The sequence below is a fragment of the Leifsonia sp. NPDC014704 genome (assembly GCF_043083605.1).
Taxonomy (GTDB): Bacteria; Actinomycetota; Actinomycetes; order Actinomycetales; family Microbacteriaceae; genus Leifsonia.
Map to the genome: position 1 here is coordinate 890,016 of NZ_JBIBYW010000001.1, position 23,897 is coordinate 913,912.

20 protein-coding genes and 1 pseudogene are annotated in these 23,897 nt (G+C 70.7%); 5 read left to right on the forward strand and 16 right to left on the reverse strand.

Annotation, left to right across the window (positions count from 1 at the left end; genetic code table 11):
* Nucleotides 1–8: 8 nt before the first annotated feature.
* From ybeY to hrcA, 6 genes are all read right to left on the reverse strand, one after another.
* The gene (gene ybeY, locus ACF1AJ_RS04395; RefSeq protein ID WP_018190914.1) at nt 9–470 is read right to left on the reverse strand and encodes an rRNA maturation RNase YbeY; all 462 of its coding nucleotides are present in this window, start codon (nt 468–470) and stop codon (nt 9–11) included.
* A gap of 7 nt (nt 471–477) precedes the next feature.
* A complete protein-coding gene (locus tag ACF1AJ_RS04400; protein WP_391506269.1) occupies nt 478–1,569 on the reverse strand; it encodes a PhoH family protein in 1,092 nt (363 codons plus the stop codon).
* A complete protein-coding gene (locus tag ACF1AJ_RS04405; protein WP_391506270.1) occupies nt 1,559–1,927 on the reverse strand; it encodes a histidine triad nucleotide-binding protein in 369 nt (122 codons plus the stop codon). The genes ACF1AJ_RS04400 and ACF1AJ_RS04405 overlap by 11 nt, the downstream gene beginning before the upstream one ends.
* A gap of 152 nt (nt 1,928–2,079) precedes the next feature.
* A complete protein-coding gene (locus tag ACF1AJ_RS04410; protein ID WP_391506271.1) occupies nt 2,080–2,808 on the reverse strand; it encodes a 16S rRNA (uracil(1498)-N(3))-methyltransferase in 729 nt (242 codons plus the stop codon).
* Between the two features lie 6 nt (nt 2,809–2,814).
* Entirely contained in the window at nt 2,815–3,930 is a 1,116-nt protein-coding gene (dnaJ, locus tag ACF1AJ_RS04415; RefSeq protein ID WP_309859351.1) for a molecular chaperone DnaJ, read from the reverse strand.
* Between the two features lie 57 nt (nt 3,931–3,987).
* Nucleotides 3,988–5,010 (reverse strand): heat-inducible transcriptional repressor HrcA, encoded by a 1,023-nt coding sequence (gene hrcA / locus ACF1AJ_RS04420; protein ID WP_391506272.1) that lies wholly within the window; start codon nt 5,008–5,010, stop codon nt 3,988–3,990.
* 159 nt (nt 5,011–5,169) lie between these two features.
* Here hrcA and ACF1AJ_RS04425 point away from each other — a divergent pair, with 159 nt between their 5' ends.
* Together ACF1AJ_RS04425 and ACF1AJ_RS04430 are read left to right on the forward strand one after the other, a co-directional pair.
* Nucleotides 5,170–5,682, forward strand: coding sequence for a DUF4870 domain-containing protein (locus tag ACF1AJ_RS04425; RefSeq protein WP_391506273.1), 513 nt, complete (start codon nt 5,170–5,172; stop codon nt 5,680–5,682).
* Nucleotides 5,683–5,809: 127 nt separating this feature from the next.
* Nucleotides 5,810–6,193, forward strand: coding sequence for a DUF4870 domain-containing protein (locus tag ACF1AJ_RS04430; protein ID WP_018190907.1), 384 nt, complete (start codon nt 5,810–5,812; stop codon nt 6,191–6,193).
* Nucleotides 6,194–6,205: 12 nt separating this feature from the next.
* On the opposite strand, the gene hemW is transcribed toward ACF1AJ_RS04430, so the two are convergent.
* From hemW to ACF1AJ_RS04450, 4 genes are all read right to left on the reverse strand, one after another.
* The gene (gene hemW, locus ACF1AJ_RS04435; RefSeq protein ID WP_391506274.1) at nt 6,206–7,441 is read right to left on the reverse strand and encodes a radical SAM family heme chaperone HemW; all 1,236 of its coding nucleotides are present in this window, start codon (nt 7,439–7,441) and stop codon (nt 6,206–6,208) included.
* On the reverse strand, nt 7,441–8,088 hold the full coding sequence (locus ACF1AJ_RS04440) for a DUF1990 family protein (protein ID WP_391506275.1): 648 nt from the start codon (nt 8,086–8,088) through the stop codon (nt 7,441–7,443). Before ACF1AJ_RS04440 ends, hemW begins: the two co-directional genes overlap by 1 nt.
* 68 nt (nt 8,089–8,156) lie before the next feature.
* Entirely contained in the window at nt 8,157–10,007 is a 1,851-nt protein-coding gene (gene lepA / locus ACF1AJ_RS04445; protein WP_391506276.1) for a translation elongation factor 4, read from the reverse strand.
* A 72-nt stretch (nt 10,008–10,079) separates the two neighbouring features.
* Entirely contained in the window at nt 10,080–11,300 is a 1,221-nt protein-coding gene (locus ACF1AJ_RS04450) for an amidohydrolase (RefSeq protein ID WP_391506277.1), read from the reverse strand.
* A gap of 87 nt (nt 11,301–11,387) precedes the next feature.
* Between ACF1AJ_RS04450 and ACF1AJ_RS04455 the strand changes: the two genes are divergently transcribed.
* Nucleotides 11,388–12,269, forward strand: coding sequence for an NAD-dependent epimerase/dehydratase family protein (locus ACF1AJ_RS04455; RefSeq protein WP_391507435.1), 882 nt, complete (start codon nt 11,388–11,390; stop codon nt 12,267–12,269).
* A gap of 150 nt (nt 12,270–12,419) precedes the next feature.
* A complete protein-coding gene (gene rpsT / locus ACF1AJ_RS04460; RefSeq protein ID WP_309859342.1) occupies nt 12,420–12,680 on the forward strand; it encodes a 30S ribosomal protein S20 in 261 nt (86 codons plus the stop codon).
* Between the two features lie 157 nt (nt 12,681–12,837).
* Here the strand turns inward: rpsT and holA are convergent, their stop codons facing one another.
* The 5 genes and pseudogenes from holA to pabB all read right to left on the reverse strand — a co-directional run bounded on the left by holA (nt 12,838) and on the right by pabB (nt 21,325).
* Nucleotides 12,838–13,872: a DNA polymerase III subunit delta gene (gene holA, locus ACF1AJ_RS04465; protein WP_391506278.1), complete on the reverse strand. Its 1,035-nt coding sequence runs from the start codon at nt 13,870–13,872 to the stop codon at nt 12,838–12,840.
* 557 nt (nt 13,873–14,429) lie between these two features.
* Nucleotides 14,430–16,268: pseudogene (locus ACF1AJ_RS04470) on the reverse strand (ComEC/Rec2 family competence protein); the annotation flags it as partial.
* Nucleotides 16,268–17,020, reverse strand: a complete 753-nt coding sequence (locus tag ACF1AJ_RS04475) for a ComEA family DNA-binding protein (RefSeq protein WP_391506279.1) — start codon at nt 17,018–17,020, stop codon at nt 16,268–16,270. The pseudogene ACF1AJ_RS04470 and the gene ACF1AJ_RS04475, both read right to left, overlap by 1 nt.
* A 147-nt stretch (nt 17,021–17,167) precedes the next feature.
* Nucleotides 17,168–19,792, reverse strand: coding sequence for a leucine--tRNA ligase (gene leuS, locus ACF1AJ_RS04480; RefSeq protein WP_391506280.1), 2,625 nt, complete (start codon nt 19,790–19,792; stop codon nt 17,168–17,170).
* 129 nt (nt 19,793–19,921) lie between these two features.
* A complete protein-coding gene (gene pabB / locus ACF1AJ_RS04485) occupies nt 19,922–21,325 on the reverse strand; it encodes an aminodeoxychorismate synthase component I (protein WP_391506281.1) in 1,404 nt (467 codons plus the stop codon).
* A 17-nt stretch (nt 21,326–21,342) separates the two neighbouring features.
* On the opposite strand from pabB, the gene ACF1AJ_RS04490 reads away from it, so the two are divergent.
* Nucleotides 21,343–22,155: an aminotransferase class IV gene (locus ACF1AJ_RS04490; protein ID WP_391506282.1), complete on the forward strand. Its 813-nt coding sequence runs from the start codon at nt 21,343–21,345 to the stop codon at nt 22,153–22,155.
* Nucleotides 22,156–22,180: 25 nt separating this feature from the next.
* On the opposite strand, the gene cydC is transcribed toward ACF1AJ_RS04490, so the two are convergent.
* Entirely contained in the window at nt 22,181–23,893 is a 1,713-nt protein-coding gene (cydC, locus tag ACF1AJ_RS04495) for a thiol reductant ABC exporter subunit CydC (protein ID WP_391506283.1), read from the reverse strand.
* Nucleotides 23,894–23,897: the final 4 nt, after the last annotated feature.

A 23,897-nucleotide genomic window follows, 5' to 3' on the forward strand; every position in this document is an offset into this window, starting at 1 on the left:
CCCGCCCCCTACCGCTGTCGGTCGTAGCGCGAGAAGCCGACGAGGATGTCGCGCTGGATGGCGAACATCTCGCGCTCCTCGGCCGGCTCCGCGTGGTCGAAGCCGAGCAGGTGGAGGATGCCGTGCGTCGTGAGCAGCAGCAGCTCGTCCATCAGCGAGTGGCCGGCCGTCTCCGCCTGCACCTGGGCGACCTGGGGGCACAGCACGACGTCGCCGAGCAGACCCGCGGGCGACGGCTCCTCCTCGGTTCCCGGCCGCAGCTCGTCCATCGGGAAGCTGAGGACATCGGTCGGGCCGGGCTCGTCCATCCACTGCACGTGCAGCTGCTCCATGGCGGCCTCGTCGACCAGCACGATCGCGAGCTCCGCGTCGGGGTGCACGTGGAGGATGTCGAAGGCGTAGCCGGCGAGGCGCTGCAGGGCGGCCTCATCGACCTCGATGGTCGACTCGTTGTTGATCTCGATGCTCACTGCGGCCCTATCGTCGCTTCGGGAGGTGGTCGCGCGGCCCGCCGGAGCGGCGCTCGGCACGGTTGGCGAACTCCGCCGCCTGCTCGCGCTCAAAGTGCCGCGCCTGCTGACGCGCGTCGTATTCGGTGTACGCGTCGACGATGCGCCCGACCAGGCTGTGTCGAACGACATCTTCGCTCGTCAGCCGCGCGAAGTGGATGTCGTCGATGTCGTTGAGCACGCGAGTGACGAGCCGCAGCCCGCTGGCCGAGTTCGGCAGGTCGATCTGCGTGATGTCGCCGGTGACGACCATCTTGGAGTTGAAGCCGAGACGGGTCAGGAACATCTTCATCTGCTCGGGCGTGGTGTTCTGGGCCTCGTCGAGCACGATGAAGGAGTCGTTGAGGGTGCGGCCGCGCATGTAGGCGAGCGGGGCGACCTCGATGGTCCCGGCCGCCAGCAGCTTCGGGACGAGCTCCGGATCCATCATCTCGTTGAGCGCGTCGTACAGCGGGCGCAGGTACGGGTCGATCTTGTCGGTCAGCGTGCCCGGCAGATAGCCGAGCCGCTCGCCCGCCTCGACGGCCGGACGCGTCAGGATGATCCGGTTGACCTCCTTGCGCTGCAGCGCCTGGACGGCCTTTGCCATCGCGAGATAGGTCTTACCGGTACCGGCGGGGCCGATGCCGAAGACGATCGTGTTGTGGTCGATCGCGTCGACGTACTGGCTCTGCCCGAGCGTCTTCGGGCGGATGCTCTTGCCGCGTGCCGTGAGGATGGCCTGGCCGAGCACGTCGGACGGGCTCAGGTTCAGGTCGGTGCCGAGCATCCGGGCGGAACTCGTCACCTCGGCCGGCGACAGGTCTTGCCCGTTCCGCACCATCTGGAGCAGCTCCTCCACGAGCCGTTGCGCCTCGGCCACCTGGCCGGCGTCGCCGCTCAGGGCGATCTCGTTGCCGCGCACGTGGACGCTGACGAGCGGATACTGCCGTTCCAGCGTGGTGAGCAGGCGATCCTGGGGTCCGAGAAGGCGGACCATCTGCACGCCGTCGACGCTCAGGCGCACCTCGGCGCCGTCGCCCGGAGTCGCTCCGGAGGCGGTGGATTCGCTAGAGGGCAAGGCTTCCTTCCTCGAGGCCCGGGCCGTCACCCGGCGCGCTCAGTACGTGTGCGTGGACGTGGAACACGGTCTGACCCGCGCGCTCGCCCGTGTTGAAGACCAGACGGAAGTCGCCGTCGCCGAGCTCGTCGGCGAGGCGCTTCGCCGTCGCGACCAGTTCGGCCAGCAGCTCCGGATCGCCGGCCGCCAGCTCGGCGACATTGCGGTACTGCTCCGTCTTGGGCACGACGAGGAGGTGCACGGGGGCTTTCGGGGCGATGTCGCGGAACGCGATCAGCCGCTCCGAGTCGTACACCACGTCCGCCGGGATCTCGCCCGCAATGATGCGGGAGAAGATCGAACGCTCCGTCTCTGCCATACCCCTATCCTATTCGCCCCCTCCGACGCTCGGCCGAGTCCCTCCCGGCTCCCCTTCCGCCCGCCGTCGAGTCCGCAAACTTTACACGCTCCGAGCGCGTTTCGTGTGCAAAGTTTGCGGACTCGATGGTGGGTGTGTGGGTCCGGTGGGCGTCACCAGCGGTGGAGAGAGGCGTTGAGGACGGCGAGGGCGGCGGGGCCGGCCGTGGAGGTGCGGAGCACCGTGTCGCCCAGGCGCACGAGTTCGGCGCCCGCGTCGCGGAAAGCGGCCAGCTCCTGCGGCGCGATCCCGCCCTCCGGACCGACGACGAGCACCAGGTCGCGGCCGTCCGGCTCGACGCCGGTCAGGGGGTCGGTCGCATCCGGCTCGAGGACGAGCACCCGGGCGGAGGCCGCCAGCGCGGCGATCTGCTTCGTCGTCGCCAGCTCGCCGACCTCGGGCGTCCAGGCGCGGATGGACTGCTTGGCCGCCTCCCGCACGATCGTCGCCCAGCGCTCCCGGCCCTTCGCGACCTTCGCACCCTCCCAGCGCGAGACCGAGCGGGATGCGGCCCACGGCACCACCGCATCCACACCGAGCTCCGTCGCGGCCTGGATCGCGAGCTCATCCCGGTCACCCTTGGCGAGCGCCTGCACCAGCGTGATCGTCGGGGCCGCGCGCTCGACGCGCGACACTGACTCGACGTCGATCGTCAGCTCGGTGTTCGTCGAGACGAGCACCTCGCCCGACGCGACGAGCCCCCGCCCGTTGCCGATGAGCACCGACTCCCCCGGTCGCGTGCGGTTCACGGTCGCGGCGTGCTTCGCCTCGGCGCCGGTCAGCGACAGCCGGGCGCCGACCTCGACGTCCTCGAGGTCCTCACGCAGGTAGAGGGACGCCATGGCCCGCTAGAGGTTGAGGAACCGGTCGCGCAGCTTCGCGAACAGCCCCTGCTGGAACCGAGCCAGCGACGGCTCCGGACCCTTGTGGGCGGCGGCGAACTTCTTGATCAGGTCCTTCTCCTTGTGGTCGAGCTTCGTCGGAGTGACCACCTGGATGCCGACCCGGAGGTCGCCGCGGCCGGTGCCGCGGAGGTGCGTGATGCCGCGGTCCTTCACCGTGATGATGTCGGCGGACTGCGTCCCGGCCTTGAGTTCGAGCCGGATGTCGCCGTCGAGCGCCTTCACGGTCGCGGTCGTGCCGAGGATCGCATCCGTCATCGACAGCTCCAGCGTGCAGAGCAGGTCGTCGCCGTCGCGGCTGAACACGTCGTGGTGCTTGACCTTGATCTCGAGGTAGAGGTCGCCGTTGGGGCCGCCGGCGGGGCCGGCCTCGCCGCTGCCCGGCATCTGCAGGCGGAGGCCCGTGTCGACGCCCGCGGGGATGTCGACCGGGACGGTGCGACGGGCGCGCACGCGGCCCTGACCCTGGCAGGTCACACACGGCGTCGCGATGACGGTGCCGTAGCCGCGGCAGGTGCCGCAGGGGCTCGACGTCATCACGTTGCCGAGCAGCGACCGGACGGAGCGCTGGATGCTGCCGGTGCCGTGACAGATGTCGCAGGTCACCGGCTGCGTGCCCGGCTGGCAGCACGAGCCGTTGCAGGTCTCGCAGACCACGGCCGTGTCGACCTCCAGGTCGCGGTGCGTGCCGAAGATGACCTCGTCGAGGTCCACCTCGACGCGCAGCAGGGCGTCCTGTCCGCGCTCACGGCGGGAGCGCGGCCCGCGGGTCGCCCCGCCACCTCCCCCGAAGAACGTCTCGAAAATGTCGCTGAAGCCGGCGAAGTCGGCTCCGCCCGCGCCTCCGCCGAAGCCGCCGGAGCCGCCAAGGTCGTACTGCTGGCGCTGCTGCGGGTCGCTGAGCACGTCATAGGCGTGCGTGACGAGCTTGAAGCGCTCCTGCGCCTCGGCGCTCGGGTTCACGTCCGGGTGGAGCTCGCGCGCCAGCCGGCGGTACGCCTTCTTGATCTCGTCGGGGCTGGCGTCGCGCTCGACGCCGAGGACTTCGTAGTGGTCGGCCACGTGGGGCTGTTCCTTCTTCTTTCGTCGCGTGTGGTGATCGCCGGATGCGGTGGCGCCCTATTGGTCGCCGAGCAGCCGGGAGAGGTAGCGGGCGACCGCGCGGACGGCGGCCATGTTGCCCGAATAGTCCATGCGGAGCGGTCCGAGGAGGCCGACGCGGGCCACATCCGATCCCGCCGCACTGTAACCGCTGGACAGCACGGATGCTTCCGTCAGCCCGAAGCCCGCGTTCTCGCGGCCGATGCTGACGGCGACGCCGTGCTGGTCGGTGGCCATCTCGTCGAACAGCCGGAGCAGGACGACCTGCTCCTCGATCGCCTCGAGGACCGGGGTGATCGTTCCGGGGAAGTCGAGTTCGGTCCGCACCAGGTTCGCCGCCCCGGCCATGACCAGCTTCTCCTGGCGGTTGGCGGCGATCTGGTCGAGCAGAGCGCTCGCCACGGGCTCCACCAGGGCGCGTGTGCGCTCGGTGAGGGCATCCGGCAGTTCGCGCAGCCGCGTGGCGGCCTCCGCCAGCATCAGCCCCGCTGCCGCACCGTTGATCGCGCCGCGGATCTCTGCCACATCCTCATCGCTCACGTCAGCCGCCAGCTCGATCACGCGCTGCTCGACTGCGCCGGAATCGGTGATGAGCACGCTCAGCAGCCGATGCGGCGCGAGGGCGACCAGCTCGATGTGGCGGATGCGCGACCGCGCGACCGATGGATACTGCACCAGCGCGACCTGATTGGTCAGCTGGGAGAGCAGCCGGACGGTGCGCGAGAGCACATCGTCGAGGTCGACCGACTGGCCGAGGAACGTCTCGATCGCGGTGCGCTGAGCCGAGGTGAGCGGCCGCATCTCGGCCAGATGGTCGACGAACAGCCGGTAGCCCTTGTCGGTGGGGACACGCCCGGAGGACGTGTGCGGAGCCGCGATCAGCTCCTCTTCCTCCAGCAGCGCCATGTCGTTGCGGATCGTCGCGGCGGACACTCCGAAGGAGTGGCGCTCGACGATGCTCTTCGAGCCGACCGGCTCGCGCGACGCCACGTAGTCCTGGACGATGACGCGCAACACTTCGAGGCTGCGTTCCGAGACCATCTCCGCCTCCCGTCGACCGTTTAGCACTCGCTCTTCCTGAGTGCCAATCCTACCGCGTCGAAACGCGGCGAGGATGATTGCTGCCTGTGACAGGCCGCAGTACCGTATGCTCACCGGTTCGACGCACCGTTGCAGCCGATCACGAAAGGGTTCCGCCGAATGACCGACCCGAACCAGCCGACCGACCCTGCGGGTGGGGTCCCCCCGCAGCAGCCCGGCGGCGTTCCGCCCCAGCAGCCCTACTCCAACGTCCCTCCCCAGCAGCCGTACGGCCAGCCCGCCGGGCAGCAGCCGTACGCGGCCGCACCCGCCGCTCCGCTCGACGCCGCGCAGGACAAGCAGTGGGCCGCGTTCGCCCACCTCGGCGGCATCCTCTGGATCCTCCCGTCGCTGATCATCTGGCTCGTCTTCAAGGACCGCGGCCGCCTCACCAACCAGGAGGCCAAGGAGGCGCTCAACTGGCAGATCACCTGGATCCTCGCCTGGGTCGCCTCGCAGATCATCGGTGTGATCATCGGCAGCTTCACCTACGGGATCGGTTACCTGCTGTTCGGTCTGCTCATCCCGTGGGCGCTGTACATCGTCAACCTGGTGTTCTCGATCCTCGGCTTCGTCCGCGTGAACAGCGGAGGCACCTACCGCTACCCGGTGAACTTCCGCTTCATCAAGTAGCTCCCGCCAGGCAGCACTCGGCCCCCAGCCGGGCGTCGGCGCGTTCAGGCTCTTTTCAGCCTGCGCCCCCGCGCCCTAGGCTGGGGGCCGAACACGTCCATCCCCAGCTCTTGAGGAGAACCGCGCCATGTCCGCGACACCCCCGCCGCCGCCACCACAGCAGCCTTACGGAGGCGGCGCGCAGCAGCTCAGCCCCGCCGACGAGAAGCTCTGGGCGACGCTCGTCCAGATCGGCGGCATCCTGTTCAACTGGATCCCCGCGCTCATCGGCTACCTGGTGCTGAAGGACCGCGGGCCGTTCGTCCGCGCCCACACCGCCACGGCGCTGAACTTCCAGATCACCATCTTCATCGCGTACGTCGTCGGCGGCCTGCTCTCGATCGTCTTCATCGGGATCTTCGTGATCCTCGCCGCCTGGGTGCTCAACATCGTGTTCAGCATCATCGCGGCCGTGAAGGCCAACCAGGGCGAGTACTACACGTACCCGATCGCCATCCGGTTCGTCAGCTAGACGCGACGCACCTCAGGCGGCCTCGTCCGCCAGCAGCCGCCGCACCACCGCGTCGGCCAGGAGCCGCCCCCGCAGGGTCAGAACGATCGATCCGCGGAGGGCGGCTCGTCCGTCTACCAGGCCATCGGCGATCAGACCGGGCACCTCGTGCCGTCCTGCCTCGCCCAGTTCTGCCGTGCCCAGCCCGTCGCGGATGCGCGAGAGCAGCAGCACCCGCTCCACCCGCCGGGTCTCGGCGTCGAGCGTCTCCCGGCCTGCGGCGGGCGACTCCCCCGCCAGCACGCGCTGTGCGTAGGCCGCGGGGTGCTTGACGTTCCACCAGCGGACGCCGCCGACATGGCTGTGCGCCCCGGGTCCGACACCCCACCAGTCGTGCCCGAGCCAGTAGGCGAGATTGTGGCGGGACCGATGGGATGCGTCGGTCGCCCAGTTGCTGACCTCGTACCATTCGTAGCCGGCGTCGGAGAGGCGCGTGTCCGCCAGCTCGTACATGTCGGCTTCGAGGTCGTCGTCGGGCTCCGGCACCTGTCCTGACCGGATCTGGCGCGCCAGCTTCGTGCCCTGCTCGACGATCAGCGCATACGCGGACAGATGATCCGGCTCGCAGGCGAGGGCGGTGTCGAGGCTGCGCGACCAGTCGTCGAGCGACTCCCCCGGCGTCCCGTAGATCAGGTCGAGGCTGACCTGCAGGCCGGCCTCCCGCGCCCAGCCGACCACCAGCGGGATGCGAGCGGGGTCGTGCGTGCGCTCCAGCGTCTCCAGCACGTGCGGGACGGCGGACTGCATCCCGAACGACACCCGGGTGAAGCCCGCGTCGGCGAGTCGCTGCAGGTCATCCGCATCCACGGAGTCCGGATTCGCCTCGGTGGTGACCTCGGCGCCGTCGGCGAGACCCCACGCGTCGCGCACGGCGCCGAGCATCGCGGCGAGGTCGCCGGGCGGAAGCAGTGTCGGCGTCCCGCCGCCGAAGAACACCGTCGACACCGTGCGGTCGGGCACACCGCTCGCGCGCAGGGCCTCGCCGGCGAATGCGACCTCGCGCACGGCGTGACCGGCGTAATCGGACTGCGAGACGCCGCGCAGCTCGGTCGCCGTGTACGTGTTGAAGTCGCAGTAGCCGCAGCGCACCCGGCAGAACGGCACGTGAAGGTAGACGCCGAAGTCGCGCTCGTGCGCGCCATCGGCGGCGGTCGCGGGCAGCAGGCCGTCGGCCGGCGCGGGGTCGCCGATCGGGAGGACGCTCGGCATCAGGCGGACCGGACGGGGTGGAGCGCGCGCAGGTACTTCGCGGTGTAGCGGCGCTGGACCATCGCCAGCACCGGAGCGACCAGGCGGTAGAACGCGTTGGAGGGCCGCGACAGCGCGCGCAGCACGAACCAGACGGTGCCGTCATCGCGCTGCTCGACCAGGAAGAGCTCCTCGCCGCTCTCGGGATGCCCGTGCAGCGTCCCGTAGGCGAACCCGCGGCGGTGCGGCTCGTCGACAACGTAGACGACACGGATCGGCGCGGACACCCGGAACGGGCCGAACGGGATCTTCAGCACGGCGGTCATGCCGTTGCGGACGAACGGGGTGCCGTCGTCGGCGAACACGTCCTCCTCCGTGCGGTTCTCGCGCATGCGGACAGGCGTGCCGTCCGGGCCGAACTCGACGCCCTCGTACTGAACGCCGGTTCCCTCGTGCACATCCGTCACCTGGATGCCGCTGCCCTTCTGAACGCCCCACGCCATAAGCGCGGTCGCCGCGGTCTCGAACCGCTCGTCCCCGCTGCCGAGCCGGATGCTGCGCTCCAGCGGCTTGTAGCCCTTCGGCGGGTAGTACAGCAGATCGGCCGCCTGGGTGCCGCCGACCGCCCCGTACGTGACGGGTTGGTCGGTGAACGTCGAGCGGCGCATATATTCATCATCCGCCATGTCGAGCGGGTTCGCGAAACGGGGGTTCGCAGGCAGGCCGGTGCAGACGGCTACTTCTTGTCCTTCTTCTCCGTGTCGCCGGAGAGCGCCGCGATGAAGGCTTCCTGAGGGACCTCGACGCGGCCCACCATCTTCATGCGCTTCTTGCCCTCCTTCTGCTTCTCGAGGAGCTTGCGCTTGCGGGTGATGTCACCGCCGTAGCACTTGGCCAGGACGTCCTTGCGCATCGCGCGGATGTTCTCGCGCGCGATGATGCGGGCACCGATGGCGGCCTGGATGGGGACCTCGAACTGCTGGCGCGGGATGAGCTCGCGCAGGCGGGACGCCATCATCGTGCCGTAGGCGTAGGCCTTGTCGCGGTGCACGATGGCGCTGAACGCATCCACCGTCTCTCCCTGCAGCAGGATGTCGACCTTGACGAGGTCGGACTCCTGCTCGCCGAACGGCTCGTAGTCGAGGGAGGCGTAGCCGGCGGTCTTCGACTTCAGCTGGTCGAAGAAGTCGAAGACGATCTCGCCAAGGGGCATCGTGTAGCGGATCTCGACGCGGTCCTCACCGAGGTACTCCATGCCGAGCAGGGAGCCGCGCCGGCTCTGGCAGAGCTCCATGATGACGCCGACGTAGTCCTTCGGCGCGAGGATGGCGGCCTTGACGACCGGCTCCTCGACCTTCTCGATCTTGCCGCCAGGGAACTCGCTCGGGTTGGTCACGGTAACGGTCTTCTTGTCCTCGGTCGTGACCTCGTAGATCACGCTCGGGGCGGTGGTGATGAGGTCGAGGCCGAACTCACGCGACAGCCGCTCGGTGATGATCTCCAGGTGCAGGAGGCCGAGGAAGCCGCAGCGGAAGCCGAAACCGAGCGCGACCGAGGTCTCCGGCTCGTAGACGAGCGCAGCATCGGACAGCTTCAGCTTGTCGAGGGCCTCGCGCAGCTCCGGGTAGTCGCTGCCGTCGATCGGGTAGAGGCCCGAGAAGACCATGGGCTTCGGCTCGGTGTAGCCGGGGAGCGCGTCGGTGGCGGGCTTCGAGGCGGTCGTGATCGTGTCACCGACCTTCGACTGGCGGACGTCCTTCACGCCGGTGATCAGGTAGCCGACCTCGCCGACGCCGAGACCCTTCGACGGGGTGGGCTCGGGAGCGGACACGCCGATCTCGAGGATCTCGTGGGTGGCGCGGGTGGACATCATCTGAATGCGCTCGCGCGGCTGCAGCTTGCCGTCGACCATGCGGACGTAGGTCACGACGCCGCGGTAGCTGTCGTAGACGGAGTCGAAGATCATCGCGCGGGCCGGGGCGTCGGCGTTGCCCACCGGGGCCGGGATCTCGGCGACGACGCGGTCGAGGAGGGCTTCGACGCCCATCCCGGTCTTGCCGGACACACGCAGCACGTCCTCCGGCTTCCCGCCGATGAGGCTCGCCAGCTCCTGCGCGTACTTGTCCGGGTCGGCCGCGGGCAGGTCGATCTTGTTGAGCACGGGGACGATGGTGAGGTCGTTCTCCAGCGCCAGGTACAGGTTGGCGAGCGTCTGTGCCTCGATGCCCTGGGCGGCGTCGACGAGCAGGATGGCGCCCTCGCACGCGGCGAGGGACCGGGAGACCTCGTACGTGAAGTCGACGTGCCCCGGGGTGTCGATCATGTTGAGCGCAAACGTGTCGCCGTCGACCTGCCACGGCATGCGCACGGCCTGGCTCTTGATCGTGATGCCGCGCTCACGCTCGATGTCCATGCGGTCGAGGTACTGGGCGCGCATATCCCGGTCGGACACCACGCCGGTGATCTGCAGCATCCGGTCGGCCAGGGTCGACTTGCCGTGGTCGATGTGCGCGATGATGCAGAAATTGCGGATGGAGGCCGGGTCGGTCGCGGCGGGCTCGAGGGCCTGAAGAGCTCGTGGTGACATCGTCCGGCCATTCTCCCATGAACGTCCGGCCACCGGACGCACCGCTGACAGGACGCCAGGCGGGCCGCGTCCTCAGGCGAAGCGCTCGGAGCGCTCCACCACGTGACCGCGGCCGTCCTCGAACCGGTAGACCTCGGCGCCGCTGATGTACACACGCTCGGCGCGCGAGTTCACGTCGAGCGGGTCGCCCGACCAGACGACGACGTCGCCGTCGAGACCCGGCGTGAGCGAGCCGACGCGGTCGTCGAGGCGGAGGAAGGCGGCCGGGTTGACCGTCAGCGCCTCGAGCGCCGTCTGGCGCGGCAGGCCGTCCTTCACCGCGAGGGCCGCCTGGTACACGAGGAAGTTGATCGGGACGACCGGGTGGTCCGTGGTGATCGCGACGCGGACTCCCGCCTTGGCCAGGGTCGCCAGGTTGGCGATCGCGCGGTCGCGCAGCTCGACCTTGGATCGCGAGGTGAACATCGGACCGAAGATGACCGGGATGTCGCGCTCGGCCAGCACGTCGGCGATCTTGTGGGCCTCAGTGCCGTGGTTGACCACCAGGCGGTAGCCGAACTCGTCGGCGAGGCGCAGCGCCGTCGCGATGTCGTCGTGGCGGTGGGTGTGCTGATCCCAGGCGAGTTCGCCGTCGAGCACGCGCGCCAGGGTCTCCTTGGCCAGGTCTCGCTCGAACGGCTTGCCCTCGAGCTCGGCGTTCTCGCGCTGCACCCGGTAGTTCTGGGCGGCGATGAACGCCTCGCGAATGATCATCGCGACACCGAGCCGCGTGCTCGGGGTGGTGTTCTTCGCGCCGTAGACGCGCTTCGGGTTCTCGCCGAGCGCCGACTTCACGCTCACCGCCTCGTGGATCACCTGCTCGTCGATGATCCGGCCGCCCCAGGTCTTGATCGCGACGGTCTGACCGCCGATCGGATTGCCGGAACCGGGCTTCACGACCACCGAGGTCACGCCGCCGGACAGGGCGTCCCGGAAGCCCTCATCGTCGATGTTGATGGCGTCGATGGCGCGAACCGCTGCGGTGTTCGGCGTGGTCATCTCGTTGGTGTCGTCACCCGCGGGGCCGTTCGCCTCTTCGTGGATGCCCACGTGTCCGTGCGACTCGATGAACCCGGGCAGAACCCACTTGCCCGCCGCATCCACCACCGTCGCGCCCTCCGGCACAGACACGTCGTCAGCGCTTCCGACCGCTTCGATGACCCCGTCCGTGACGAGGACGACGCCGTTCTCGATCGGCTCCTGGGAGACGGGGACGACGTAACCGTTGACGATGGCGATGCTGGAGGTGGTCATGGAACGAGCCTACGCGCGCCCCTGCGCCGGGCATCCCCGCACCGCGGACCTGGGGAATGTTCGCGGGACGGTCGTGTTGTGGACGATATGAACATCCTGCTCACCGGCGCGACCGGCTTCATCGGATCCTCTGTCCTCCCCCGGCTCCTCGACGAGGGCCACAGCGTCACCGCGCTCGTCCGCGACGACCAGAAGGCGGAAGCCGTTCGCGCGGCGGGCGCGACTCCCCTCGTCGGCGATGCGGCCGACGCTGCGCTCGTGGAGGGCGCGGCGCGCGAGAGCGACGGCGTGATCCACCTGGCGTCGTCGAAGGACGTCGACGCGGTGCTCGTGCCGGCCGTCCTCGCCGGGCTCGCGGGCACCGGCAAGCCGTTCGTGCACACCGGAGGGATCTGGACGTACGGCGACAACGACGACATCACGGAGGAGTCGCCCGCGCAGCCGCCGGCGCTCACGGCGTGGCGCGCCTCGGCCGAGAAGCTCGTCCGCGAGGCCGAGGGCGTGCGGGCCACCCTCGTCGTCCCGTCGATCGTCTACGGCCACGGCACAGGTCTCGCCAATGTCATCGTGGATGGGCCCCGCGGGTCCGGCACGGTGCCCGCGCTCCGGCTCATCGGCGACGGATCGCAGCACTGGGCCACGGTGCACGTCGACGACCTCGCCGCCCTCTACGTGCTCGCGCTCGAGCAGGGCGCGGCCGGTGCGACGTACATCGGGGCGGGCGGGCAGAACCCGACCGTCCGGGAGCTCGGCGAGGCCGCCGCTCAGGCGGCCGGAATCGCCGGCGGGGTCGCCGCCGAGTCGGTCGACGAGTCGCGCGGCCGCCTGGGTGAGGCGCTCGCCGATGCGCTGCTGCTCGACCAGCAGGCGCGCGGAACCCGTCCGCGCATCGACCTGGGCTGGGAGCCGAACGGTCCGAGCCTGCTCGAAGAGCTGCTGGTCGGGTCGTACGCGCCCGCTCGCGTCTGACCTCGATCCGCACCGTTTTGCCGCTGGGCGGTCTGCGCTGGTAATGTTGTTTGTTGGCTTGCGTGTGGATGTGTCCGCACGAAACGCCGCAAGGCGCCCTCTCCGCTGAGCGGCACATCCCTAACTCATCCAGAACGAAAGTGACCATTCGTGGCAAACATCAAGTCGCAGATCAAGCGCAACCGCACCAACAAGAAGGCTCAGGAGCGCAACAAGGCCGTCAAGAGCGAGCTCAAGACCGCCATCCGCGCCACCCGTGAGGCCGTCACGTCGGGCGACAAGGAGAAGGCGACCGCGGCGCTGCGCGTCGCCGCCAAGAAGATCGACAAGGCGGCCAGCAAGGGCGTCATCCACAAGAACCAGGCGGCGAACCGCAAGTCGGCCATCGCCAAGCAGGTCGCAGCGCTCTAAGCGACGACCGCCAGCGGGACCTGTCCCGCGCCGCGAGAGAGCCCCCTCCTGGACTTCGGTCCGGGCGGGGGCTCTCTGCGTTTCTGGGTCGCGCGACCGTGGCTCAGGCGCGTCTGTGAAGGGCGCGCCTGAGCCTCAGAGGTGCGCGACCGTGTTGTCAGCCGCGGCCGCGCGCGCTGATGACGCGGATCATCCGCTCGAGCGCGAACACCGGATCGCGGCCGCCGCCCTTGACGTTGGCATCCGTCTCGGCGAGCAGTTCGATGCACCGACCGAGCCCCTCCTCCGTCCAGCCCGCCAGATCGCGTCGTGCGCGGTCGACCTGCCACGGCGCCAGGCCGAACTGCTGCGCGAGCTGGCCCGAGCCGCCGCGCGCGCCGGAGATCTTGGCCATGGTGCGGATCTTGCTGGCGAAAGCGGCCACCATCGGGACGGGATCTGCGCCCGATGCGAGGGCGTGCCTCATGGTGACGAGAGCCTCACCGTGCCGGCCGGCGATCGCGGCATCGGCGACCTGGAAGGCGTTCGTCTCGACGCGACCGCCGTAGTACTTGTCGACGGTGGCTTCGGTGATCTGCTCGGACGAGTCGGACAGCAGCTGCTGGCAGGCGGCGGCCAGTTCGGCGAGGTCGTCGGAGAACGCCGACGTGATCGCCCGCAATGCACCGGGGGTCACCTTGCGCCCGGCGGCTGCGAACTCGGCCTGGGCGAAGTCGTACTTCTCGGCGTCCTTCTTGAGTTCCGTGCAGACGATCTCGATTCCGCTGCCGGAGCGGATCGCGTCGAGCAGCTTCTTGCCTCGAACGCCTCCACCGTGGCGGAGGGTCACCACGGTGCCGTCGGCCGGCTCTTCGAGGTAGGCGAGCATGTCCGAGAGGAAGGCGTCGTTGAGCTTCTCGACGGCCTCCACGCGGATCAGTCGTGGCTCGCCGAACAGGGAGGGGCTCGCGAGCGTGAGCAGCTCGCCGGGGGCATAGTCGCCTGCGTGGAGGTCGCTGATCTCGAGGCTGGGATCTTCGGCCTTGAGCGCGTCACGAAGCGTGCGGACGGCCCGATCGGCGAGGAAGCCCTCGGATCCGGTGACGAGGACGATCGGCGCGGCGCGCACCTGATTCCAGGGAAGCTGCGGGATCGCGCTCGCGGCGGCGCGCGTCTTGCCCGCACCGGTTCTGCTGCTGCTTCGGGTGGCCACATTCCTCCTCGTCCGTATCCAGGATACGGGCGGCCACTGTCAGTGCCGTCCGGCGTGCGCTCGCTCCAGAGCCGCATCGTCGGACCGGTGCCGCCCGGCGGCGACGGCGAAACCAGAAGCATCCCCTGCTCGTCGGTGCGACCGACGGCCGTTCCGCTGTCCGCCAGCATCCGGAGCGCCGACGCCGTGGGATGCCCGTAGCCGTTGCGGACGCCCACCGACACCAGCCCCAGCCTGGCGTGCACCCGACCGTAGAAGTCCGCACTCTGGTCGGCGGACCCGTGATGGGCCACCTTCACGACATCCACCGGGCGCACCCCGTCGGCGGCGATCAGTGCATCCTGCGCTTCCTCGCCCACGTCGCCCAGGAACAGCGCACGGAGGCCGCGGCCGTCGGTCTCCAGCGTGATGCTGCCCGCATTGCCTGTGTCCTGCTGGCCGCCCGTGGGCTGCGGCGGCGGCCAGAGCACTCGCCAGCTCACGCCTCCCAGCCGTCCCGACAGTCCTGCGTAACCGTGTTCGGTCGGCACTCCCGCGGCCCGGAGGATCGCGAGCGTACGCTCGTCGGCGTCGCGCACCGGGCGCTGAACGATCGCGTGCTCGACGCGACCGGCCACAGCGGACAGCCCGCCGACGTGGTCGGCGTCGAAGTGGCTCAGCACGAGGAGGTCGATCCGGGTGATGCCCAGACGGTCGAGGCATGCCGCCGCGGGCCCCGGCTCACGCCCGACGTCGATCATGGCGACGGCGTCGGCGTCTCGGATCAACAGGGCGTCTCCCTGGCCGACGTCGCAGGCGGCGAGCTGCCAATCGGACGGAAGTGCGAGCGCGCGCCCGACCAGCCCACCGCCCAGCGTCGCGAGGTAGACCACCGCTCCCCCGCACAGGGCGACGACGGCGACGATCGAGACGACGTGCGAGGAGTTCCGCCCGAGGACGATCACAGCGACCGCGACGAGGACCGCCGCACTCAACAGCACTCCGACCATCCCCGGCGCCCACGGCGCCGCGACACCAGGAAGCCGGCTCGTGAACACCGCGACCTGGGCGATCCAGGCAGATGGCAGCCACGCTATCCAGATCACCGCCTGACCGAGCCCTGGCGCCAGCGGAAGCAACGCGCACGCGATGCAGCCGAGCATCGTGGCCACGGGTGCCGCCGGCTCGGCGAGCAGGTTCGCCGGCACGCCGTACAACGGCAGCGTCGGCGCGAGCAGCAGCAGCACCGGCTGGCAGGCGAGCTGGGCGGCCGTGGGGACCGCTACCGCGATGGCCAGCGACTGCGGCATCCAGCGGGTGAAGAGTCGGCTTAACGGTCCCGCGAGGACCAGCAGCCCGGCCGTGGCGAGTACCGACAGCACGAAGCCATAGTCGCGCGCCAGCCAGGGATCGTGGACCAACAGAACGACCATCGCGAGAGCGAGGGCAGGAATGCCGTCCGCAGGCCGGCCGCGCGCCAAGCCGATCAGCAGCACCGCCGCCATGACAGCCGCCCGGATGACGCTCGCTCCCGGTCCGACCAGCGCCACGAAGGCCGCCAAGGCTGCGGCGGCTGCCAGGATGCGCGAGCGGCGTCCGAGCCCCGCCAGACGTGCGAGGCCGAAGACCAGGGCGATGACGAGAGCGCAGTTGGCACCCGAGACGGCCGTGAGGTGGCTGAGCGATGCCGCCTTCATCGCCTCGTCGAGGTCGACCGACACAGCGGTCTCGTCACCGATCGCGAGTCCGGGGAGCAGCGCGCCGCCGTCACCCGGTGTCGACGCCGCGGCTCGCGCGAAGGTCTCGCGCGCGGACGCCGCCCAGCCGAGCCACGGGGGCGGAGCAGCGGCCACGGCCACGTCATCGCGCGCGCTGACCGTGTACGTCGTCGGCTCACCGGGATCCTCCCGCTGCACCGTGCCGTGGACGCGGACGACGGCTCCGAACGCGCAGGCGCGGGCATCCTCCTTGCTCGCGCCGAACAGCACCGACACCGGGACAGACGCCCCTCCACCCTCGGTCCGGCCGCGCAGGCTCCAGCGTGCGCCGCCGTCGAATCCCGGGGCGATCCGTTGTGGTGACCGCTCGACACGCACCAGGAGGGAAACGGTCTCTGATCGTTCCACCGCAGTTTCGAGTCCCGGTGACTCGCGGGCCGCCGCCCGCACTGCGACCGCAACGGACCCGACTGCAATAGCGACGAGCACGACTGCAACGACCGGCAATACCGGACGTGACGTGCGCATCGCCGGCCCGCGGCGACTAAACACCGCCGCGCCTACGCACCACGCCAGGGCGGCTCCGGCGCCCGCGCCGGACGCCACCGCCACAGCCCACGCAGCGTCCGGCACGCCGATCAGCGCGGCGACGGCGACCCAGAGCGCGCAGGCGGGCAGCGCAAGACGCAGGTCGGGCATCAGACGACCACCCGATCCTTGAGACCGTCGAAGAGCTTCTGACCGATCCCGGAGACCTTCAAGAGGTCGGTGACGGCGCCGAACCGACCGTTCGATGCTCGCCAATCGGCGATCCGCTGGGCGAGCGTCGGGCCGATCCGCGGCAGCGTCTCCAACTCCGCCGGCGTCGCCGTGTTGAGATTCACCGGCGCACCCGTCGCGCCTGCTGCACCGCCGGTCGCGGCGGACGACCCACTGGACGCCGCCCCACCCACAGGCGGCGGGTCACCGATCCGCGGCACCACCAGCTGCTCTCCGTCGGCGACAGGCCGAGCGAGATTGATCGCGGCGATGTCGGCATCGTCCGCTGCTCCCCCGGCGGCGGCGACCGCATCCACCACCCGAGACCCCGCGGGGAGGTCGACGAGCCCCGGCTCCCGCACCGCGCCGGTGATATGCAGGAGCAGCCGCCCACCACCGGCTGGAGTGCCGGAGGACGCTCCGCCGCTCGCGTCGGCGGACGGTGGGTCCGTCGCACCGAGGTCGACCGACGTCCCCTGCTGTGCCGTGGCCGACACCAGCACGGCAACGACGGCCGCGACGATCGCCAGCACGATCGCCGCGCCCACACCGACACGAACGCGTCGCGCACCGGGACCAGTGGCCGTATCCGTCGGCTTCGAGCCCTCGGCACCGACGTCCGACCCCGGCTCAGAACCGGACCGCTCGGGCATGCCGGACCCGACGGCTGAGGGCTCGGCACGGTGTCGCATGCCCTCACGCTACGAAGCACCGCAGGCGCGGATCCCGATCACCACCGCATCCGTGGACAGACGACAGAAGCGCCGGGCTGTGAACAACCCGGCGCTTCCGACGACGTGCCCGCTCAGGCGGGCGCTGCACTCAAACGGGCGCTGTGCTCAGCCGCGCGGCTTCGTCGCGATGTTGACCAGTCGCGGTGCGCGCACGATCACGTTGACGATCTCGCGGTCGCCGACCGAGCGCACCACGGCCTCGGAGCCGCGCGCCAGAGCCTCGAGCTCGTCCGACGCGATCTTCGGCGAGACCTCCAGGCGGTCGCGCACCTTGCCGTCCACCTGCACCACCGTGGTCACCGACTCCTCGATGAGCAGGGTCGGGTCGGGCTTGCGCCACTGCGCCAGCGCCACCGACGGCTCGTAGCCGAGCTTCGCCCACATGTCCTCCGCGGTGTACGGGGAGAACAGGTTCAGCGCCATCGCGATGACCTCGGCAGCCTCGCGGACGGCGGCGTCGCCCGCACCGGGCCCGGAGTCGATCGTCTTACGCGTGGCGTTGACCAGCTCCATCAGCCGGGCGACGACCACGTTGAACTTGAACGACTCGACCAGTCCGGGCGCGTCGGCGAGGAAGCGGTGGGTGACGCGGCGCAGCGCCGGGTCGCCCGTCTTCCAGACCACGTCGGGCGCGCTGGTGACGTCGTCCGCGATCCGCCAGGCACGTGCCAGGAACTTCGCGCTCCCCGACGGCGAGACGTCCGCCCAGTCGATGTCGTCCTCCGGCGGGCCGGCGAACGCCATCGTCAGGCGCACCGCATCCACACCGTGCTCGTCCAGCTGCTCGGAGAGCTTGACCAGGTTGCCGCGCGACTTCGACATCGCCGAGCCGTCCATCAGCACCAGGCCCTGGTTCAGCAGCGCCGTGAACGGCTCCGTGAAGCTGATGTAGCCCAGGTCGAACAGCACCTTCGTGATGAAGCGCGCGTACAGCAGGTGCAGGATGGCGTGGGTCACGCCGCCGACGTACTGGTCGACCGGCGCCCACTTCTCCGCCTCGCGCGGGTCGAACGCCTGGGTGTCGTCGTTCGCCGACAGGAACCGCAGGAAGTACCAGGAGCTGTCCACGAACGTGTCCATCGTGTCCGTGTCGCGCGTGGCCGGTCCGCCGCAGTTCGGGCAGGAGACGTTGACCCAGTCGGTTGCCCCGCCCAGCGGGCTGGTGCCCTTCGGCTGCAGGTCGAGTCCCTCGGCCGGCGGCAACAGCACGGGCAGCTCGGACTCGGGCACGGGCACCTCGCCGCACTGCTCACAGTGGATGATCGGGATGGGCGTGCCCCAGTAGCGCTGTCGCGAGATCAGCCAGTCGCGCAGGCGGAAGTTCTTCGCCGGTGCGCCCAGGTTCGACGCCTGCAGCGCCTCCGTCACGCGACGGATCGCGTTGGACTTGCTCAGCCCGTCGAACGGCCCCGAGTTGATCAGACGCCCCTCGCCGGTCAGCGCGACACCCGTCTCGGACGGGTTCTCGAGCGCCGCCTCCTCCGGCAGGATCGGCTCCCCGGTCTCCGGGTCCGTGTGGATGACCGGGATGGCGCCGGTGACGGGCTGCGTGGTGTCGACGACGACCCGAACGGGCAGGTCGAAGGCGCGCGCGAAGTCGAGGTCGCGCTGGTCGTGCGCGGGCACGGCCATGATCGCGCCGTGACCGTAGTCGCTCAGCACGTAGTCGGCGGCCCAGATCGGGATGCGCTCCCCGGTCAGCGGGTTGATCGCGTGACGCTCCAGGAAGACGCCGGTCTTCTCGCGCTCCGTGCTCAGGCGGTCCATCTCGGTGGTGCCGCGCACGACCTCCAGGTAGTCGTCGAAGCGCTTGCGCACCTCGGGACGCGCGCCCTCGACCAGCTCGGTGGCCAGGTCGGAGTCGGGCGCGACCACCATGAAGGTCACGCCGTACAGCGTGTCCGGGCGCGTCGTGTACACCGTCACCGGCTCGTCGCGGCCCTCGATGCGGAACGTGACGTCCGCACCCGTGGAGCGCCCGATCCAGTTGCGCTGCATCGAGATGACCTTGGACGGCCAGGCGCCCTCCAGCTGGTTCAGGTCGTCCAGGAGGCGGTCGGCGTAGTCCGTGATCCGGAAGTACCACTGGGTCAGCTTCTTCTTGGTGACCAGGTTGTCGCACCGCTCACAGCGGCCGCCGACGACCTGCTCGTTCGCCAGAACCGTCTGGTCGAACGGGCACCAGTTGACCTGGCTCGCCTTGCGGTACGCCAGGCCCTTCTCGTACAGCTTCAGGAACAGCCACTGGTTCCAGCGGTAGTACGCCGGGTCGGAGGTCTGCAGCACGCGGTCCCAGTCGAAGCTGGGCGCGTAGCGGCGCATGCTCGCCTTCTGCTGCGCGATGTTGTCGTTGGTCCAGCCGGCCGGGTCGAGTCCGCGCTTGATGGCGGCGTTCTCGGCGGGCAGACCGAAAGAGTCCCAGCCGATGGGATGCAGCACGTTGAAGCCCTGCTGGCGCCAGTAGCGCGCGATCACGTCACCCAGGGCGTACGCCTCGGCGTGACCCATGTGCAGGTCGCCGGACGGGTACGGGAACATGTCGAGGATGTACTTGCGCGGGCGGCTGTCGGCGGGGTCGTCGGTCGCGAACGGCCGCAGCTCTTCCCAGACGGGGAGCCACTTGTCCTGGATGGCGGCGAAATCGTAGGCGGCGCGCTCATCGTGGGCGCGACCGGTCTGCTGGGGGGTGCTCGCTGCCGTGGTGCCGGCTGCGTCGTGCTCGTGTGCCACGTGACTCTCAATCTCGGTTCCGTCGTGCCGCGTCGGGATTTCTGGCGGCACGGAAGAGGACGGGCGGCGCGCGCCCGGTACTCCAGACTACTAAACGTCGGCGACGTCCAGTCCGTTCCCAGCGCGCCCTCAGTTCGCCGAGCGCGTGCTCCCGCCGCTCAGTCCGGCCGCCGCCAGCAGCGCGGCCGCCTTCACGCGCACCTCCGCCAGCTCCTCCGCAGGGACCGAGAGCGCGGTGATGCCGCCTCCCGCGCCGATCACGACGTCGTCGCCGCTGAAGTGGATGCTGCGGATCACCATCGCGAGGTGCGCGCTTCCGTCCACGCCCAGATAGCCGAAGCATCCGGCGAACGCCCCGCGCGGGCCGCCCTCCAGCCGGTTCAGGATGCGCATGGCGCTCAGCTTGGGTGCCCCGGTCATCGAGCCGGCCGGGAAGCACGCCGCCACCGCATCCACCGCGCCGAGTCCGGGGCGGAGCCGGCCCTCGACCGTCGAGACCAGCTGGTGGACCTGCGCGTAGCTCTCCACCGCCAGCAGGTGGCTGACCTCGACGGAGCCGACCTCGCACACCCGACCGAGGTCGTTGCGCATCAGGTCGACGATCATCACGTTCTCGGCGCGTTCCTTCTCGCTCGCCTCCAGCTCCGCGCGCATTTCGACATCGGCGGCGACGGTGGCTCCGCGCGGCCGCGTGCCCTTTATCGGGCGCGTGCGGACGCGGCCCGCGCCGACGCGCAGGAACTCCTCCGGCGACGAGCTGACGAGCGTCTGCTCGCCGATCCGGACGAAGCCGCCGAACGGCGCCGGACTCGCCCGGCGGAGGCGCAGGTGCACGGCGAGCGGGTCGGCCGTGCTGCTCGCCGTGATGCGGTTGGTGAGGCAGAGCTGGTAGGCGTCGCCGGCGCGGATCGCGTCCTGGCACGCCTCGATCGCGGCGAGGTAGGCGTCGTCGTCGTGGCGCCAGAGTGCGGCAGCCGACGGGAGGGGATGCGCAGCCAGGTAGGCGTCGGCGGCACCGGCGGCGTTCGCCAGCGCGCGCACGGTCGTGTCGATCCAGGCCGCTCCGTCGGCGTCATCCGGGGCGACGATCTCGATCGTCCGGTCGGTGTGGTCGAAGGCGACCACGCGGTCGACGAACAGCAGGGATGCGTCGGTCGTGCGGCCGTGCTCCGGCACCGCGACCGGCGCACCGGCTGCCGAGGCACCGGCCTCATAACCGATACGGCCCCACCAGCCGATCGGAGCGGCGAGACGCTCGGCCCGCTCGTCGCGCTGCAGCCCCAGGTCGGAGCGCAGCGCATCCAGCACGCCTCCCGGCCGCGTCACGCCGCCGACGGTGACCGTGCCGTCGGCAACGGAGGCGGTCATCCGCACACGGCCCGTCCCGATGAAGGACCGCCCGCTGAGCGCCTCGGGCCCGCTGTCGAGCCAGACCCCATCCACTCCGCCCCCGCCGCCGCCGAACAGCGTCGCGAACGCGTCGGCCGGGTCGACCCAGGTGTCGAGCGGCTGCACGCGGAGCGGGGTGAGCACCGGACTAGCCTAGGCGAGTGGACACGCGCAGCACCGGACCGGTCAGCTCCCTCGCCGACTGGGCGGGCGGTGAGCTCCGCGTGCGCGACGACTGCGAGGTGACGGAGACCGAGCTGCTCGCCGCCGACTCGTTCCTGGTCCGCGACGGCCGCGTCCTGGCGCTCGGACTGCACCGCAGCCGGTTCGCCGAGACCGTCCGCGAGCAGGGCTTCGCCGACCGCGCCGAGGTGGAGACGTTCTGGGATGCCGCGATCGGCTCGCTGCCGCGTGAGGGCGACTGGTTTCCGCGGCTGGAGCTCGTGCGTGCGCGCGACGCCCTGCGCCTGCGGTTCCGGCTGCGGACGGCGCCGGAACTGACCTCCGAACTGGTGGTCGCGACCGCCGACGCCGACCCGCGCGTCGTCCCGCACCTGAAGGGGCCGGACCTCGATCGGCTCAGCGCTCTCCGTCAGCGGGTGCAGCGGCGCGGGGCGCAGGAGGCGATCATCCTCGACCACGGCCGCGTGTCGGACGGCACGACGACCGCACTGCTCTGGTGGCGCGGCGATGCGCTCTACGCACCGCCGTTCTCGCTCCCCCGGGTCGACAGCGTCGCCGCGCGCACGGTACGAGGTGTGGCCGCGGCGCTCGGCGTGCCGGTCGAGGATGTGGCCGTCCGGCCCTCCGAGCTGGAGGGCGCCGTGCTCTGGGCCGTGAACGCGCTGCACGGTATCCGCGCCGTCACCGCGTGGGTGGGCGGACCGGCTCTCGCGCATGATCCCGCGCGGACCGACGCGTGGCGTGCGCGGTTCGCCGCGCTGGCGCGACCGTTGCCTGACCCGCTGCCCTGAGCCGCTCGGCCCGGCAACGACCCCGCTAGCCGACCAGCGCGCCGTCCTCCAGCCGCACCACCCGATCCACCAGCTCGGTCGGAACGTCCGTGTGCGAGATGAGGAGCACCGTCCGGCCGTCCTCCGCCGCGGTCCGCAGCACATCCCGCACGATCGCATCGGCGACCGCGCTGTCGACGTTCGCGGTGGGCTCGTCGACCACGAGCACCGGGAAGTCGGCGAGCAGCGCGCGGGCGAGCGCGATCCGCTGGGCCTGACCGCCCGACACCAGGGCGCCGCGCTCGCCGACCGGCTCGGACAGCCCGCCGCGGGCGAGAGCCCAGTCGCGCAGTCCCACCCGGTCGAGCGCAGCCAGCAGCTCGTCGTCTGTCGCCGTGTCGCGTGCGAACAGCAGATTCTGTCGCAGGTCGGAGTCGAACAGGTAGGGCCGCTGCTCGACCAGCCCGATCACGCGTCGCACGTCGTCCTGGCGCAGGTCGCGGGCCGGAACACCGTCGATGGAGTAGTCCCCGCTGTGGTCGATGAGCCGCGTCAGCACGTGGGCGAGTGCCGTCTTGCCTGCACCGGTCGGGCCCGTGAGCAGCACGCGCTCCCCCGGCCGCAGCCGCAGGTCGAGCTCGCGCAACACGTCGTGATCGTCGTCCGGCCAGTGCGCCGACACGCCGTCGAGCAGCACCTCCGGGGCCCCACCGGCGCGGTTCACGCCAAGGGGCCGGGCGTCCGGCGCATCCACCGGGACTCCGTCCGGCACCTCGATCGGCGCCGCCGACGCGATCCGCTCCGCGCTCGCCCGCACTCGCCGCCAGGCGCCGAACGCCAGCGGGACGGTGCCGAAGACCTCGAACACCGCGAGCGGGAGCAGAGCCACGACGGCGAGTCCCGGCGCGCCGAGCGAGCCGTCGATCACCGCGGGGATGCCGCCCGAGAGCCCGAGGACGGTCGCCGCGCCCGCGAGGAGCGACACCACGCCCGCGGTCAGGCCGAGACCCACCGCCCGCGTGCGCGACGCCGCCGTCAGCCGCTCGCCGGCCGCGCGCACGCGCTCCTGCGCCGCGGGAAGCGCCCCGTAGGCGGTCAGGACATCGAGGTTCGCGACCAGGTCGTGCAGGGCATCGTCGAGCTCGGCCCGGAGCGGCGCGATGCGACGCTCCGCGGCTCCCGCGACCCACCGGTTCACCAGCATCCCCGCGACCAGGGCCACCGCCAGCGTGACCAGCAGCGCGACGCCTGCTGGCGGCAGGATCAGGAACGCGGCGACGATGCTGCCGACGGCGACCAGCCCCGCGCTCACCAGCGGCTGGATCACGCGCAGCGCGAGGTTCTGGAGCTCGTCCACGTCGTCCGCCAGCCGCGCCAGCAGGTCGCCCGAGCGCACACCGCGCAGTCCGTCCGGCGCGAGCGGCTCCAGTCGCGCGTAGAGGCGCGAGCGCACCGTCCCGAGCTGCCGGAAAGCCGCGTCGTGACCGGCCAACCGCTCCAGATAGCGGAAGAACGCGCGTCCGAGGGCGAACGCCCGGACCCCGACGACAGCCGCCGACAGGTACATCAGCGCGGGCTGCTCCGAGGCCCGCGTGATCAACCACGCCGAGACGCCCAGCAGCGCGACGGCGCTTCCCCCGCTCAGGAACCCGAACCCGATGGCGGCCCACAGCCGGCCCGGGGAGGGGATGGCCAGGCGCAGAATGCGGCGCACCTCCACGGGATCCGCAGCACCCTGCATGCGCGAGTCTCGCGCCATCGTC

Bases quoted from the DNA above. Each gene is read 5' to 3' on its own strand.
- ACF1AJ_RS04405 (WP_391506270.1), bottom strand. From the start codon at position 1,927: ATGGCAGAGACGGAGCGTTCGATCTTCTCCCGCATCATTGCGGGCGAG.
- ACF1AJ_RS04410 (WP_391506271.1), bottom strand. From the start codon at position 2,808: ATGGCGTCCCTCTACCTGCGTGAGGACCTCGAGGACGTCGAGGTCGGC.
- hrcA (WP_391506272.1), bottom strand. From the start codon at position 5,010: ATGGTCTCGGAACGCAGCCTCGAAGTGTTGCGCGTCATCGTCCAGGAC.
- ACF1AJ_RS04425 (WP_391506273.1), top strand. From the start codon at position 5,170: ATGACCGACCCGAACCAGCCGACCGACCCTGCGGGTGGGGTCCCCCCG.
- ACF1AJ_RS04430 (WP_018190907.1), top strand. From the start codon at position 5,810: ATGTCCGCGACACCCCCGCCGCCGCCACCACAGCAGCCTTACGGAGGC.
- hemW (WP_391506274.1), bottom strand. From the start codon at position 7,441: ATGCCGAGCGTCCTCCCGATCGGCGACCCCGCGCCGGCCGACGGCCTG.
- ACF1AJ_RS04440 (WP_391506275.1), bottom strand. From the start codon at position 8,088: ATGCGCCGCTCGACGTTCACCGACCAACCCGTCACGTACGGGGCGGTC.
- lepA (WP_391506276.1), bottom strand. From the start codon at position 10,007: ATGTCACCACGAGCTCTTCAGGCCCTCGAGCCCGCCGCGACCGACCCG.
- ACF1AJ_RS04450 (WP_391506277.1), bottom strand. From the start codon at position 11,300: ATGACCACCTCCAGCATCGCCATCGTCAACGGTTACGTCGTCCCCGTC.
- ACF1AJ_RS04455 (WP_391507435.1), top strand. From the start codon at position 11,388: ATGAACATCCTGCTCACCGGCGCGACCGGCTTCATCGGATCCTCTGTC.
- ACF1AJ_RS04475 (WP_391506279.1), bottom strand. From the start codon at position 17,020: ATGCGACACCGTGCCGAGCCCTCAGCCGTCGGGTCCGGCATGCCCGAG.
- cydC (WP_391506283.1), bottom strand. From the start codon at position 23,893: ATGGCGCGAGACTCGCGCATGCAGGGTGCTGCGGATCCCGTGGAGGTG.